Origin of the sequence: Limisphaera sp. 4302-co (assembly GCF_049537155.1) — a bacterium.
GTDB lineage: Bacteria > Verrucomicrobiota > Verrucomicrobiia > Limisphaerales > Limisphaeraceae > Limisphaera.
Genome location: NZ_JBMVQZ010000003.1, coordinates 31,845 through 45,552, shown reverse-complemented (window position 1 = coordinate 45,552; position 13,708 = coordinate 31,845). Strand labels below are relative to the sequence as shown.

General features: G+C 66.3%; 11 protein-coding genes. All 11 read left to right on the top strand.

Annotated features, from left to right (window positions below):
- Nucleotides 1-298 precede the first annotated feature (298 nt).
- Nucleotides 299-1,552: a glycoside hydrolase family 5 protein gene (locus tag ACPDIX_RS04045; protein ID WP_423430500.1), complete on the top strand. Its 1,254-nt coding sequence runs from the start codon at nt 299-301 to the stop codon at nt 1,550-1,552.
- An 87-nt stretch (nt 1,553-1,639) separates the two neighbouring features.
- Entirely contained in the window at nt 1,640-2,611 is a 972-nt protein-coding gene (locus tag ACPDIX_RS04040; protein WP_423430499.1) for an ABC transporter permease, read from the top strand.
- A 109-nt stretch (nt 2,612-2,720) separates the two neighbouring features.
- The gene (locus tag ACPDIX_RS04035) at nt 2,721-4,610 is read left to right on the top strand and encodes an SPFH domain-containing protein (RefSeq protein WP_423430498.1); all 1,890 of its coding nucleotides are present in this window, start codon (nt 2,721-2,723) and stop codon (nt 4,608-4,610) included.
- 13 nt (nt 4,611-4,623) lie between these two features.
- On the top strand, nt 4,624-5,529 hold the full coding sequence (gene hflC, locus ACPDIX_RS04030; protein ID WP_423430497.1) for a protease modulator HflC: 906 nt from the start codon (nt 4,624-4,626) through the stop codon (nt 5,527-5,529).
- Between the two features lie 5 nt (nt 5,530-5,534).
- On the top strand, nt 5,535-6,662 hold the full coding sequence (gene hflK, locus ACPDIX_RS04025; protein ID WP_423430496.1) for a protease modulator HflK: 1,128 nt from the start codon (nt 5,535-5,537) through the stop codon (nt 6,660-6,662).
- 34 nt (nt 6,663-6,696) lie between these two features.
- On the top strand, nt 6,697-8,742 hold the full coding sequence (locus ACPDIX_RS04020; protein WP_423430495.1) for a heavy metal translocating P-type ATPase: 2,046 nt from the start codon (nt 6,697-6,699) through the stop codon (nt 8,740-8,742).
- A gap of 61 nt (nt 8,743-8,803) precedes the next feature.
- Nucleotides 8,804-10,369, top strand: coding sequence for an IMP dehydrogenase (gene guaB, locus ACPDIX_RS04015; protein WP_423430494.1), 1,566 nt, complete (start codon nt 8,804-8,806; stop codon nt 10,367-10,369).
- Between the two features lie 135 nt (nt 10,370-10,504).
- Complete coding sequence (locus ACPDIX_RS04010) at nt 10,505-11,239, top strand: glycine zipper family protein (RefSeq protein ID WP_423430493.1); 735 nt, start codon at nt 10,505-10,507, stop codon at nt 11,237-11,239.
- Between the two features lie 33 nt (nt 11,240-11,272).
- Complete coding sequence (locus ACPDIX_RS04005) at nt 11,273-11,896, top strand: penicillin-binding protein activator LpoB (RefSeq protein WP_423430492.1); 624 nt, start codon at nt 11,273-11,275, stop codon at nt 11,894-11,896.
- Nucleotides 11,897-11,952: 56 nt separating this feature from the next.
- Nucleotides 11,953-13,230, top strand: coding sequence for a hypothetical protein (locus ACPDIX_RS04000; protein WP_423430491.1), 1,278 nt, complete (start codon nt 11,953-11,955; stop codon nt 13,228-13,230).
- Nucleotides 13,227-13,643: a YcfL family protein gene (locus ACPDIX_RS03995; RefSeq protein WP_423430490.1), complete on the top strand. Its 417-nt coding sequence runs from the start codon at nt 13,227-13,229 to the stop codon at nt 13,641-13,643. Before ACPDIX_RS04000 ends, ACPDIX_RS03995 begins: the two co-directional genes overlap by 4 nt.
- The last annotated feature ends 65 nt before the right edge of the window (nt 13,644-13,708 follow it).

The window sequence follows — 13,708 nt, the reverse complement described above, 5'->3', positions numbered from 1 at the left end:
CGAGGGCTTGCTATCCAGCTCGTGGCTCGGACGCGGCGGGCGCCATGCTCGCGCCTGAAGTGGGCCGGATTCTTGGGCGGGGGTGCAGAGAGAGACCCGCGCCGAGGCGGCGTTGACTTGGACGGGCAGGAACGCTCAGGTTTGCCGCGGCTTCCCTGCGCATCGGCACCCGGCCGCACAGCTGCTGGTTTCCCGCGCTGGACGTGCGGCCTGCCGGCGGTTTAAATGACCCGGCCAGCCTGCCCGTTTGAGGGCAGGGACAGCGAACCAGGGTCCGAAACGTCGTGATTGTCCGCTCATGAAACGCACGTTGTGGTCCGTGTGCCGGTTTGGGTGCTTGGGGGTGCTCCTGATCGGGGTTTCCGTCTACGCCGAGGGGTTTCTGCGTGCCGACGGGGACCGCATCGTGGACGGCCAAGGCCGGGAGGTGATCCTCCGCGGGATGGGTTTGGGCGGTTGGATGTTGCAGGAGGGCTACATGCTGCGGTTGAAGGGAGTGAACCCGCAGCACCGGATCCGGCAGAGGATCGTCGAACTGATCGGCGCAGAGTCGACCGAACGTTTTTACACCCTTTGGCGGGACCGGCACATGACCGAGGCCGATGTGGAAACACTGGCCCGTGCCGGCTTCAACTCCATTCGCCTGCCGATGCATTTCAATCTGTTCACCCTTCCGGTGGACGAGGAGCCGGATCCGCAGGGGCAGACCTGGCTGCCGACCGGGTTCGAGATGATTGACCGGTTGCTTTCGTGGTGCCGGCCGCGGCGGATTTATGTGATTCTGGACCTGCACGCCGCCCCGGGCGGGCAGGGACACGACGTCAACATCTGTGACCGGGACACGAACAAACCCTCGCTGTGGGAGGATCCGCGCAATCGGGCCAAGACAGTGGCGCTGTGGCGGAAGTTGGCGGAGCGGTACGCCAACGAGCCCTGGATCGGCGGATACGACCTGATCAACGAACCCAACTGGTCGTTCGAAGGGCAGGAACCGCATGGACGGGAGGACCAGACCAATGCACCGCTGTGGGAGCTGTACCGCGAGATCACGCGGGCCATCCGCGAGGTGGATCGGAACCACATGATCATTCTGGGGGGCAACGGCTGGGGCAACAACTACCGCGGCTTCCCGGGGCCGTGGGATGGGAACATGGTCCTGAGCTTTCACAAGTACTGGAATCCGAACACGGAGGAGGCCATTGCACCGTATCTGGAGTTGCGACGGAAATTTGGCGTGCCGGTCTGGCTGGGTGAGAGCGGGGAGAACTCGAATGAATGGTTTCGCGAGTGCGTGGCCCTGGTGGAACGACATCGGATCGGTTGGGCCTGGTGGCCGCACAAGAAGGTGGAATCGAGATCGTGTGTTTACACGGTGGAACCGCCGCCGGAGTATCAGGAGTTGTTGGCCTACTGGCATGGGCAGGGGCCGCGTCCGTCACGGGAGGTGGCGGTGCGGGCGTTGTTTGGTTTGGTGGAGAATCTCCGGGCGGAACGGTGCCGGTTCAACGGGGACGTGGTGCGGGCGCTGATCCCCGAGGGTGGGCGGCGGTGACGCGGTGCGGGAGGGTGCGGCCGGTGTTTCGCGGTGGGGAGGGCTTGGTTGGGCCCCGCGCGGTCCGTATATTGCGGGTACGGCGCGATGCAAGCGTTGTGGAACATAGCGGTCAACGCGTTCATGGAACTGGTGCGGCAGCCGGTGTTTCTGTTGCTGATGACCAGTTCGGCGCTGTTCGAGATCTTTTTGGCCGTGCCCTACTACTTTGCGTTCGGGGACGAGCCCAAGCTGGTGAAGAACAGCGCGCTGGCGGTGGCATTGTTGAGCGGGCTGGCGGGGTCGGTCCTGAGCGCCTCGGCCTCCGTGGCCCGGGAGCTGCGCACCGGCACCGCCCTGGCGGTGTTGTCCAAGCCGGTGGGCAAGACGCGGTTTTTGCTGGCGAAATACCTGGGCCTGGCAGCCGCGCTGACGGTGCTGACCTACGTGAATGTGGTGGCGGCCCTGGTGGCGGGGCGGATGGCATTCGACGCCTACGGCGAGACGGACGTGCGCGCGCTGGGTATCTTTGCCGGGGCGGTGGTGGCTGCCTACCTCTACGGCGGGTTTGCCAATTATTTCCTGCGCCGGCCGTTCGTGAGCCACACGATCGGGGCGCTGATCCCGCTGGTGACGCTGGCGGCCGTGTTGATCGGCGAGTTTTCGCCGCATGCCCCGAGCCTGTACGAGCAGGCGGCCTATGACTGGCGGATCCTTCCGGCGGGTCTGTTGATTCTGTTTGCCCTCTGGCTGTTGGCAGCGGTGGCTCTGGCCTGTTCCACCCGGCTGGAGATGATCCCGACACTGGCGGTTTGCACGGGGGTGTTTCTGCTGGGGTTGGTGGCGGATTATCTCTACAGCCGGATGGGCGGGACGCTGGAGGGGGGACCCTGGTGGGCGACCACGCTTTACACGTTGTTGCCGAATTGGCAGCTTTTCTGGCTCGGCGACCTGCTGGAGACGGGCCGCGGATCGTTTCACTGGGGGTACGTCGGCAAGGCGCTGGCCTACACGGTGGGGTTCGTGGGTGCCTTGTTGGCCGTGGCGGCGGCGTTGTTCGAGGATCGCGAGCTGAGTTGAACAACGGACGCTGGCCGGTGTCCAAGCCCCGGGAGATGCATGTGCAGGTGGATCGCGCCATGCCCGGTCCGGGCGTCCCGGGGTGCCCCGGGTTGAAGGACCAAACCGGATGCGACGCAGTTACCAGAAATACGGACTGATCAACCTCCTCACCCTGCTGGGTGTGGCCGTGGCCGCCTTTGCCGCGGCGCGATATGTGCATTCGCTGGCGGGTCATGTGGCGGCGGTGCACCTGGGGTTGGGGATGCTGGTGGCTTTCGTGAGCTGGTTCCAGCTCCGCCTGGAGGAGCAGGAGGCGGAGGAACGGCTCGAGATGGAGGAGATGATCCGGTCGAAAGGGCAGGCAGCCCTGTTCGAAACGGATGAATCCGAGCTGCTGCCGGCGCGGCGGGCGCGCGAACAGTTCGAGCGATATTTCGTACCGATCTTCACGCTGTTGCTGTGCGGGTTGCAAGGGGCGGGGACGTGGTGGCTCTGGCGCTGGCTGGACCGGCAAACGCTGCCTCCGGTTTCGCCTCCGCTGGTGGCCATGTCCTTCTTCGGACTGTTCGCGCTGATCCTCTTCCTGGTCGGTAAATTTGCCTCCACACTGGCGCGCCTGGAAAACCAACGCCTGCTGCGGCCGGGCGGTGACATGGTCTTGTTCGGTGCCTACGTGTGCATGTTGGCGGCGGCGGCCGTGGTGGGGGTGGAAGCCGGCTGGCCGCGCACGGATTTCTGGGTGGCGAAGGTGCTGGTGGTGGTGCTGGGCCTGGTGGCGGTGGAGACCGCACTGAATCTGATCCTGGAGGTTTATCGCCCGCGGTTGAGGGGGGAACGACCGCGGCCGGTGTACGAGAGCCGGTTTGTCGGGCTGTTGAGTCGGCCGGAGGGTCTGGTGACCACGGCGGCCGAGGCTCTGGATTATCAGTTTGGGTTCAAGGTATCGGAGACCTGGTTTTACCGGTTCTTCGAACGCGCGCTGGGCTGGTTGCTGTTGCTGCAATTGGGCGTGTTGTTGCTGTCCACATGCTTCGTGGTGGTGGATCCCGGACAGCAGGCGCTGCTGGAACGCTGGGGCCGGCCTGCGGGTGACCGCGCGTTGCTGGGGCCGGGCCTGCATGTGAAGTGGCCGTGGCCGGTGGAAAAGGTCTACCGGTATCGAACCGACGAGATCCAGACCCTGACGGTGGGCATCGAACCGGAGGAACATGAACCGGGTGTGAAAGATACCCGGACCGTGGTCTGGACGGTGGCGCACGGCAAGGAGGACCTCTTCATGGTGGCTGCCCGGGAGGCGGCCGGGCAGCGGCCCGCCGGTGAGGAGGCCCGAACCGCCCCGCCGGTGAGTTTCCTGGTGGTGAATGTGCCGATCCATTTCCAGATCGAGGATGTGCGGCAGTGGGCCTACGGGCACAAGGACCCTGCGGTGTTGCTGGAGAGCCTGGCCACGCGGGAGATCGTGCGGTACCTGGTGAGCGCGGATTTCAACGAGATCATGAGCACGGGCCGTGCACGGGCGGCCGAGGAATTGCGCGCGCGGATCCAGCGCGAGGCGGAGCGACTGCGGCTGGGGGTGCGGATCGTTTTTGTGGGGTTGCAGGGGATCCATCCACCGGTGAAGGTGGCGCCGGAGTTTGCCAAGGTGGTCTCGGCCTGGCACACGCGGCAGGCCCGGATCCTCGATGCCCAGGCGGAGGCGATCCGGACCAACGCGCTGGCGGCGGCACAGGCGTTTGTCCTGACAAACCGGGCCTGGGCCGAGCGGGTGCAGTTGGAACGGCTGAGCCTGGCGCGGGCGGCGGCTTTTACGAACCAGGAGCCCGCCTTTCGCGCGGCTCCTTCGGTCTATCCGCTGCGGTTGTATTTGCAGCGGTTCGTTCCGGCGGTGGCCGGAGCCCGAAAGTATGTGTTGTGGACGACGAACGTCCAGGACGTGATCCAGCTGGACCTGCAGGATCGGATCCGGCAGGAGCTGCTGGACGTGGCGTTGCCGTCGTCGCGAACATCGAATCCCTGATTCCTTTCGACACATGAAACGGTCCGTAGTGACGGTGTTGGTTGGCGCGGTCCTGGTGATCATCTTCGCGCTGCTGCTGTTTGTGTTTCAGGTGCGGCAGTCGGAGGTGGCGGTGGTCACCACGTTTGGTCGGCCCACGCGAAGCATCACCGAGCCGGGGGCCTATCTGAAATGGCCCTGGCCGATCCAGCGCGTTTACAAGTTCGACCGCCGGATCCAGGTGTTCGAGGACAAGTTCACCGAGGGACTGACGGCCGACAACAACAACCTGCTGACCTCGGTTTACGTGGGGTGGCGCATCGAAAACGCGGAGGAGTTTTTCCCGAAATTCGGTGGCGGCTCGCTGCAGGCGGCCGAACGGATGCTGGAGGGGGTCTTGGGCAACGCCAAGGGTGCAGTGGTGGGGCGGTACCGGTTGTCCGATTTCCTGAACGCGGATCCGAGCCGGGTGAAGTTCGACCAGATCGAACGCGAGATTCGCGAGCTGGTGGAGGCCCAACTCCGGACCAACCGGACCGGCATCGAGATCGAGTTTCTGGGGATCAAACGGGTCGGCCTGCCGGAGAGTGTGACCCAGACGGTGTTCGATCGCATGACCTCCGAACGCAAGGTGCTGGTGAGCCGATTGGAGAACGAGGGCGAAGCCGAGGCACAGCGGATCCGGGCTGCGGCGGATCGGCAGGCGGCGGAGATCCTGGCCGCCGCGGAGGCGGAGGCGACCCGGATCCGGGGCGAGGGCGAGGCCCGGGCGGCGGAGTGGTTGCCGGTGTTCGAGCGGAACCCCGCGCTGGCGAACTTCGAGCTGCGGTTGCGTGCACTCGAGCAGGCCCTGAAGGAGCGCACGACCCTGATTTTCGACGAACGCACACCGCCGTTTGACCTGTTCCAGGGTTTCCTGACCAACCGCAACGCGCGTTGACTGCCATGCCGGAACCGACTTCTCGACCTCCCGCACCTCCGTCGGCCGGTCCGCCCACGCCGGTGGATACCGGGTCGGAAGCACTGGCACAGGCCCTGCACAGCAGCTTTGCCATCGTGCGGTTTCTGATGCTGGTGCTGGTGTTGGTCTTTCTGGGCAGCAGCTTTTTCATCATCGGACCACAGGAGCGGGGGCTGATCCTGCGACTGGGCCGACCGGTGGGCGAGGGCGAGGCGGCGTTGTTGCCGCCGGGCTTGCACTGGTCGTTCCCGTATCCCATTGACGAGCTGGTCCGGGTGCGCATCACCGAGATCCAGACCCTGCGCAGCACCATCGGTTGGTACGCCCTGACGCCGGAGCAGGAACTGGCAGGGACCGAGCCCCCCGTCGCGCCGGGCACGCCGTTGATCCCAGGCGTGGACGGTTATCTCCTCACGGCAGACGGCAACATCATCCATTCCCGGGCCACCCTGCGTTACCGGATCGAGGATCCGCTGCGCTGCGTCTTTGGTTTCGGCGTGGGGACCAACGGGGCGTTCGATCTGGCGGGTGTGTCCAACGCCGTGTTGAACACGCTCAATCAGGCGCTGCTCCACGCAGCCGCGCGATTCACCGTGGACGACATCCTGACGCGGAACGTGCTCGGTTTTCAGGAGGAGGTGCTGCGCCGGTTCACCGAGCTGGCGCGGGAACGGGACCTCGGTATTGCCGTGGAGCAGCTGCAGGTGGAAAGCCGCCCGCCCAGGCAGCTTAAACAGGCCTTCGACGACGTGGTGAACGCCGCCGTGCGGCGGAGCCGGGTCTTGAACGAGGCTTTGAGCTACGCGAATCAGACCACCAACCGGGCCGCCTCCGAGGCGGCAGCCATGATCAGCCGGGCCCAGGCCGAGCGAACACGGTACCTGGAAAGCCTCGCGGCCGAGGCCCGCCGCTTCGAGGGCCTGCTGGCGCAGTTCGAGCGCAATCCGGACCTTTACATGCAACAGCGCGTGGCCGAGGTGATGGCCCGGGTGCTGACCAATGTGCAGGACAAGTTTTACTTGCCGGATCGGCCGGATGGCCAGACACGGGAGTTGCGGCTATTGTTGAACCGGGAACCGCCCAAACCCCAGAGCCCGCAACCGGGCCGGTAAAAACGAGCCGGGTCGGTGCGGACGGGAGGACACCATGCAGGTCACATCGTTGCTGAGTCACCAGGAGCCGCCGGAGAGGCATCCGGGGCACGAGCAGCATGAGCACGGGCCCGGCTGTGGCTGCGGTCACGATCACGAGCACGCCCCGGTGAAGCTGTGGCAGACGTTGATCGGGTTGGTGTTCGTGATCAACGCGTTCGTGGTTGACTGGTTGTTCGACCAAAGCCATGCCGTGGCCAGCGCCAGCGGCATGATCGGCGCGATCATCCTCGGGTACCCGATCCTGGTGACGGCGGTGCGCGATCTGCGGGCCGGCCGGCTCAGCATCAACGAGCTGGTGGCCATTGCCGTGCTGGCCGCGTTTGCCTCCGGCGATTACAAGACCGCCGGTGTGGTGGCCTTTTTCATGTTGCTGGGCGAAATCATCGAGACCCGCACCGCCGAGGGCGCGCGGGCTTCCATCGAATCCCTCATCCGGCTGACCCCCACCAAGGCCCGCCGGATCCGGCCCGACGGCACGGAAGAGGAAGTCCCGGCAAGCGAGCTGGCCGTGGGCGACATCATCCGCATCCGGCCCGGCGACAACGTCCCGGCCGACGGCGTCATCGTGAAGGGACAGGGTTCCTTCAACCAGGCCACCATCACGGGTGAATCGCTGCCGGTGGACAAGAAACCGGGCGACGAGGTCTTCGCCGGTACACAGAACCTGACCGGTGTGCTCGAGGTGCGGGTCACCCGCGCCGGCACCGACACCACCCTGGGTCGCGTCCGGGAACTGATCCTGGCGGCGGAAAAGACCAAGCTGCCGATCATGAAGATCGTGGACCAGTACATGGGCTTTTACACGCCGCTGGTCCTGTTGATCGGAGCGCTCGTCTGGGCGTTTACGCGGGACCTGGACCGGGTGATCGCCGTTTTCATTGTTGCCTGTCCGTGTGCGTTCATCTTGGCGACGCCCACGGCGATGGTGGCGGCCCTGTCGGCGGCGGCGCGGTTGGGGATTCTCATCAAGAACGTGGCGGACATCGAACTGGCCGCGAAGATCAATGCCTTCATCTTCGACAAGACCGGCACCCTGACCACGGGACAACTGGCCGTCAGTCGGCTGGCACCCGCGGCAGGGGTGAAACCGGCCGAACTGCTGCGCCTGGCTGCCTCGGCTGAAAAGTACAGCAACCACCCCACCGCCAAGGCCCTGAACGAACTGGCGGCCGAGGTGAAGGTGCCGTTGGCCGAACCCCAGGACTTCAGCGAGACCCCCGGCCGCGGCGTGCGCGCCCGCGTGGGCGACGACGTGGTGCTGGTGGGCCGGGCGCAGTGGTTGCGGGAACAGGGCGTTGACGGGGAGGCCCTGCAGGCGGTGGACCTGGACGAAGCGGAGGGCTGGAGCCTGGTGTTCGTGGCGCGCAACGGCCGGTGCATCGGATGGATCGGCCTGCAGGACCAGATCCGGCCGGAGGCGCAGCCCGCGCTGGCGGAGCTGAAGGAGGCCGGTGTCCGGCGGATCGCCATGATCTCGGGCGATCGCACGCCGGTGGCCGCGCGTGTGGCACGCGAGATCGGGTGCGAGGAGGTCCGGGGCGATTGCCTGCCGCAGGACAAGGTGGACTTCGTGCGCGAGATCCGGTCGAAAGGCTACCGGGTGGCGGTGGTGGGGGATGGCGTGAACGACGCGCCCGCCCTGGCTGCCGGGGACATGGGCATTGCCATGGGCGCAGCCGGGAGCGAGGTGGCCATCCACAGCGCCACCATCGCCCTGATGAACAACGACCTGCGCCGGCTGCCGTTCCTGGTCAAGCTGTCGCGCAGCACCCGGGCGGTCATCAACCAGAACTTCCTGTTCGGCGTCTTCTTCATCATTGCCGGGCTGACGGCCGCGGCCTTCGGCTATCTGAACCCCATCGTGGCGGCCATCCTGCACAACGTCGGGTCGCTGATCGTGGTGTTCAACAGCGCCCGCCTGGTTCGCAAGGGTGAGGAACTCGAGCCGTTCCAGCCGCAGCCGGCCGAACCACCCCCGCCGGCACCGGTTGCCCGGCCGGCGGCACCCGTGGCCGCCCCCGCGGCCGGCGCGGCCTGAGCCCGGCGACCGGGCCCGTTCCGGACTTGTCAGCTCCGGGTCTTTGCCGGCATGCTCTGGCATGGCAGCGACCCAAAAACGGCAAGACCTGGACGCACGGTTTTACCTTCCGGCGGACGAGTTCTTTCCCGCCAACGCGCACGTGGCGTTGACCTATGACGACGTCACGCTGGCCACGCTGTACTCCGAGGTCCTTCCGCGCGAGACCCGTCTGGAGACCCGGCTGGCCGAGAACCTGGTTTTGAACATCCCCATCATCTCGGCCGACATGGACACCGTGACCGAGTCACGCATGGCCATCGCCATGGCCTTGAACGGCGGCCTCGGTCTGATCCACTACAACATGCCCGAGCGCCAGCAACTCTCCGAGGTCAGCCGCGTGAAGTATCACGTGCCGGGAATGATCCCCGACCCCATCAAGGTGACGCCGGACCAGTACGTGGGGGACGTCGTCAAAATGATGGAGGAACGCCGGTACGGGTTCAGCACGTTCCCGGTGGTGGAGGCCGACGGGCGGCTGGTCGGGCTGTTGCCCGGGCACGTGGTCAAACCGCGCTACGCGCAGCGCAAGGTGGCCGAAGTGATGACACCCCGCGCCCAGGTGCACACCATCAACCGAAAGGAACTCGGCCGCGATCCCATTGCGCGGGCGGACAAGTTTTTCACCGAACATCCCGGCATCCACAAGCTCCTGGTGGTGGACGACGAGGACAAGCTGCGCGGCCTCTTCACGATGAACGACGTGGAACGGATCGCGCAGGAACGGAAATCGCAGTTCAAGCCGGCCCGGGACAGCCAGTACCGGCTGGTGTGCGGCGCGGCGGTCAGTGCCGTGCGCAACGCCTTCGGCGAGCTCGACCGCGAACGGATCCTCAACCACGTGTCGGCACTGGTCGAACGCGGGGTGGACGTCGTGGCCGTGTCCACGGCCCACGGCCACAGCAAGGGCGTGGGCGACACGGTGCGCCTGTTGCGGGATGCGTTTCCCAGACTGCCCATCATTGCCGGTAACGTGACCACCGCGGCGGGCGTGGAATACCTGGCCTCCTGCGGCGCCAACATCATCAAGGTGGGCCAGGGACCGGGGTCCATCTGCACCACCCGGCTGGTAGCCGGTGTGGGCATCCCGCAGTTGACCGCCCTGTACGTCTGCAGTCGCGCCGCCGCAAAATGCAAGGTGACCATCCTGGCCGACGGCGGCATCAACAAATCGGGCGACATTGTCAAGGCGTTGACCCTGGCGGATGCGGTGGTGTGCGGGGCGTTGTTTGCCGGTTGCACAGAAGCACCGGGCGAGATCATCGAGATCAGCGGGAAACTCTACAAGCAGTACCGTGGCATGGGGAGTCTGTCGGCCATGAAAGCGGGCTCGGCCGCCCGTTACGGTCACGAGAACAACCCCAACCAGAAGGTGGCCCCCGAGGGGATCGAAGCGCTCAAGGAGGCCGCCGGTTCGGTGGACCGTGTGTTGGCCCAGCTCATCGGCGGCATCCAGGCCGGCATGGGCTACCTCGGCGCGGCGAATCTGGCGCAGCTGAAGGAGAAGGCACGGTACATCCGGGTCACGCCCGCCGGCATGCGCGAAGCCGCACCGCACGATGTGATTGAACTGAAGACCGGCCAATAGGTCCGGGTCCGGAGCGTTCGATGCTTGGTGCCTCGTCCGTGGACGCGCCCCTGCCGGCTCCGGTTGCGGGTCGTGACGGTGGTGGTAATGTCCCTCGGAGCGAATAGGGTCGCCGGAATGGCGTCCAAGGAAGTGATGAAACGGAGCCTGGCGAGTGTGATCCTGGGTGCTTGGCTGGCCGCGCCCTCTTGGGCGCCGGCACAGCCGTTGCCCGCGGAAGCGTTCGGCGGGGCACTGTGGGGTGCGTTGATCGGGGGCCTGATCGGGGCCGACCGCCACGAGGCGTTCTCCGGCAACGGCGCGGCAATCGGGGCCGGGATCGGTCTGGCGGCCGGGACGCTGGCGGGTTGGGCGCGATCGGCCCGTTCCGAATCGCAGGCCGTGCTGGTGCCGGCCCCGCTGGTGTCGAGTGTACACGTGGGCGTGGGTTATGACCGGAGCTGGGGAAGGTGCCGGGGCGGTTGGGTTGGTTGTTCGGCCACACTGGCGCCTGTGGCACCGGTGGCAGCGGCGCCGGTCCGGCCGGGTTCCTACGTTTGGCCGGCCACGGTCGCGGGTGCGGCTTCGGGCGCACTGATCGGTGCGGGGACCGGATCGGTGGGGAAAGGTCTGGCCGTGGGAACGGCCGCAGGATTGCTGGTGGGCACGGTGGCCGAGCAACACGCGGGGGCCGGGCAAGCGGACAAAGCGCATCGCACTCCGGCGGCATCGCCGGCTTCGCCGCCGGCGTGCCAGACACCTGCGCCGCCCGGCCTGCCTTCGCCGCATGCCGGGATCCATTCCCGGCCCTGCCCGACTTCGACCTACTACTGGACCGATCCGCCCGCGGTGCCGGACGCGCCGCGTGTGCCGGACGCGCCACGGTTTTGAAGTGCGCGAGTCCAACCCTTTTGTGAGGTGAACATGATTCGGACGATCTTCTGCAGCACGGTGCTCGTGGGGGTGCTGGCGTGGACCGGATGCGCCTCCAGCGGCGTGAAGAATCCCTCCGGGGTGCCGGTGACCAGGCTGAATCCGGACGAACAGGGTTTCGTGGCCGGTACCGGAATCGAGTCGCAGGATCTGGTGGCGGTGGCCGACAAGATGGCGCGAAGCATCCTGGCCATTCCGCAAATTGCCCAGGCACCGCGGCCGCCGGTGGTGGTGTTGGATCCTGTGGAAAACAAGACCCGCTTTCCCATCAACAAGGACATTTTCCTGACCCGCATCCGGGCGCAGTTGAATTCGCGGGCTGCGGGCAAGGTGATCTTTCTGGCGCGGGACCGCATGGCCACGCTGGAACGGGAACGAAACCTCAAACGCGAAGGTGCGGTCACATCGGCCAGCGATCCGAACCTCCAGGAGTTTCAAGGTGCCGATTATTTCCTGACCGGTACGCTGGAGGGCCTCTCCACCCGGACGCGCGCCGGCACCAGCGACTACATCCTCTACTCCTTTCAGCTCATTGACGCACGGACCAGCGCCATTGTCTGGGAGGACATGGCGGAGGTGAAAAAGCAGGGATTGGAAGACGCCGCCTACCGTTGAAGACGGGTGTGGAGGTGGCCGGGTGCGGGGCGGCGGCGGAAACGGAGGAAATCTGCATGTCAACCCGCCGTCAGGGTTGGGCCGGTTCGGACGTCACGCCCGGCCGGGGAGGGCAGCTCGGCTGGCGCCGAGTGCCGCGGTGGGGTCGGCCGGGTCTCTGCCTGGGGATGGTCCTTGTGGGGGCGATCATTTCGGTCGGGTGCGCCACCTCCCGACCGCAGGGACCGCCATTGACGGGTGCTATCCTGGTGGACGGTCCGCGCCAGATTGCCGAGGGACCGGCGCGGGATCGGGTGTTGTGGCAATACCGCACGGCAGCGGCGGCCATGCGCCAGGGGCGGTTCGACCTGGCACGGTCCCTTTTGGACGATGCGCTCCTGACGCTGCAGGGCCGGTACGGTCCGGATCCGGAGGCCCGCAAGGCGCGCAGCCTGTTCCGGCCCGAGTCGGTGAAGCCTTTTCTCGGCGAGCCTTACGAGCGGAGCATGGCCTGGATTTATCGCGGCATTCTCTACTGGCGAGAGGGCGAGCTGGATAACGCCCGGGCCTGTTTCCGGAGCGCCGAGTTCGAGGACAGCGACGCGGAGGAGCACACCTACGTGGGGGACTGGGTGCTGCCGGACTATCTGGATGCGCTGGCGACGGCAAAGTTGGGAGGCGACCCCTCCGATGCGCTTCGGCGTGCGCGCGAGCATGTACGCGGGGCCACACTTCCGGAGCCGGACCCCTCGGTCAACACGCTCATCTTCCTCGAATTCGGGCCCGGACCGGTCAAGTACGCCGCCGGCCGCTACGGCGAACAGCTTCGCTTCCGCACGCCGCCCTCGCCGGTGCAGGCGGCCCGGGTCACCGTGGGCCAGGTCACCATCACGGCGGCCCCGGTGGACGACGTGGGTTATCAGGCCACCACGCGCGGCGGCCGCGTGATGGACCACGTGTTGGGAAACAAGGCCGTATTCAAAGAAAGCACGGACGCCGCCAGCGACGCGGCCATTCTGGGCGGCGCCATCCTGGCCACCGCCGGGCAGGGTCGGAAAAGCGCGGCGGACGAGGCGGGCGCGGCCTTGGTATTGGCCGGGATTGCTGGCAAATTGCTGTCGGCCGCCACCGTGCCGGAGGCGGACACGCGAGCCTGGGACAATTTGCCCCGCTATCTGACGTTTGTGCAGCTGAGGCTGCCGCCGGGTGAACACACGGCCGTGATCGAGTTCCTGGACAGTTCGGGCCGGCCGCTGGCGGCACGGATCAAAACGGTGCATTTCCGTGTGCCGGCCGATGGCCGGGACGCGGTCCTGTTCGTGAGCGACACTTCCACCACACCGCAAACCCAATGAAAACGGGCATCTGTTGGCTGATCGGATGGGCAGTCCTGATCGGGACCGGCTGCCGCACGTATGACCGCGGGCCGTACCTGCCCGAGACATCCAAAACACCGCCGTACGAGTCCACCGAACGACTGGTTCTGCTCGATCCCGGGGTGCAGCATTCGGTGACCTGCTCGGGCATCCAGGAGCGCGTCCTGCCGGACGGGCGACTGGAGGTGATCGCCCAGATTCGAAACCGGGAGAACCGGCGGATCGAGGTGCAGGTCAACTGCGTGTTCAAAGATCAGAACGGCTACAGCACCGGCGACGAGACACCTTTCCAAACGCTGATTCTGACCGAGAACGCCACCGAGCACGTGCGGTTCGTGTCCATGAACGCGCAGGCGCGGAAATTCACCATTCGCATCCGCCAGGCCAGGTGAACACGGGCACTCGGTCGGTTCCGGGTCACGCGGGCGGACCCGGCGTTTCCAGCGTCGCGCAGGAA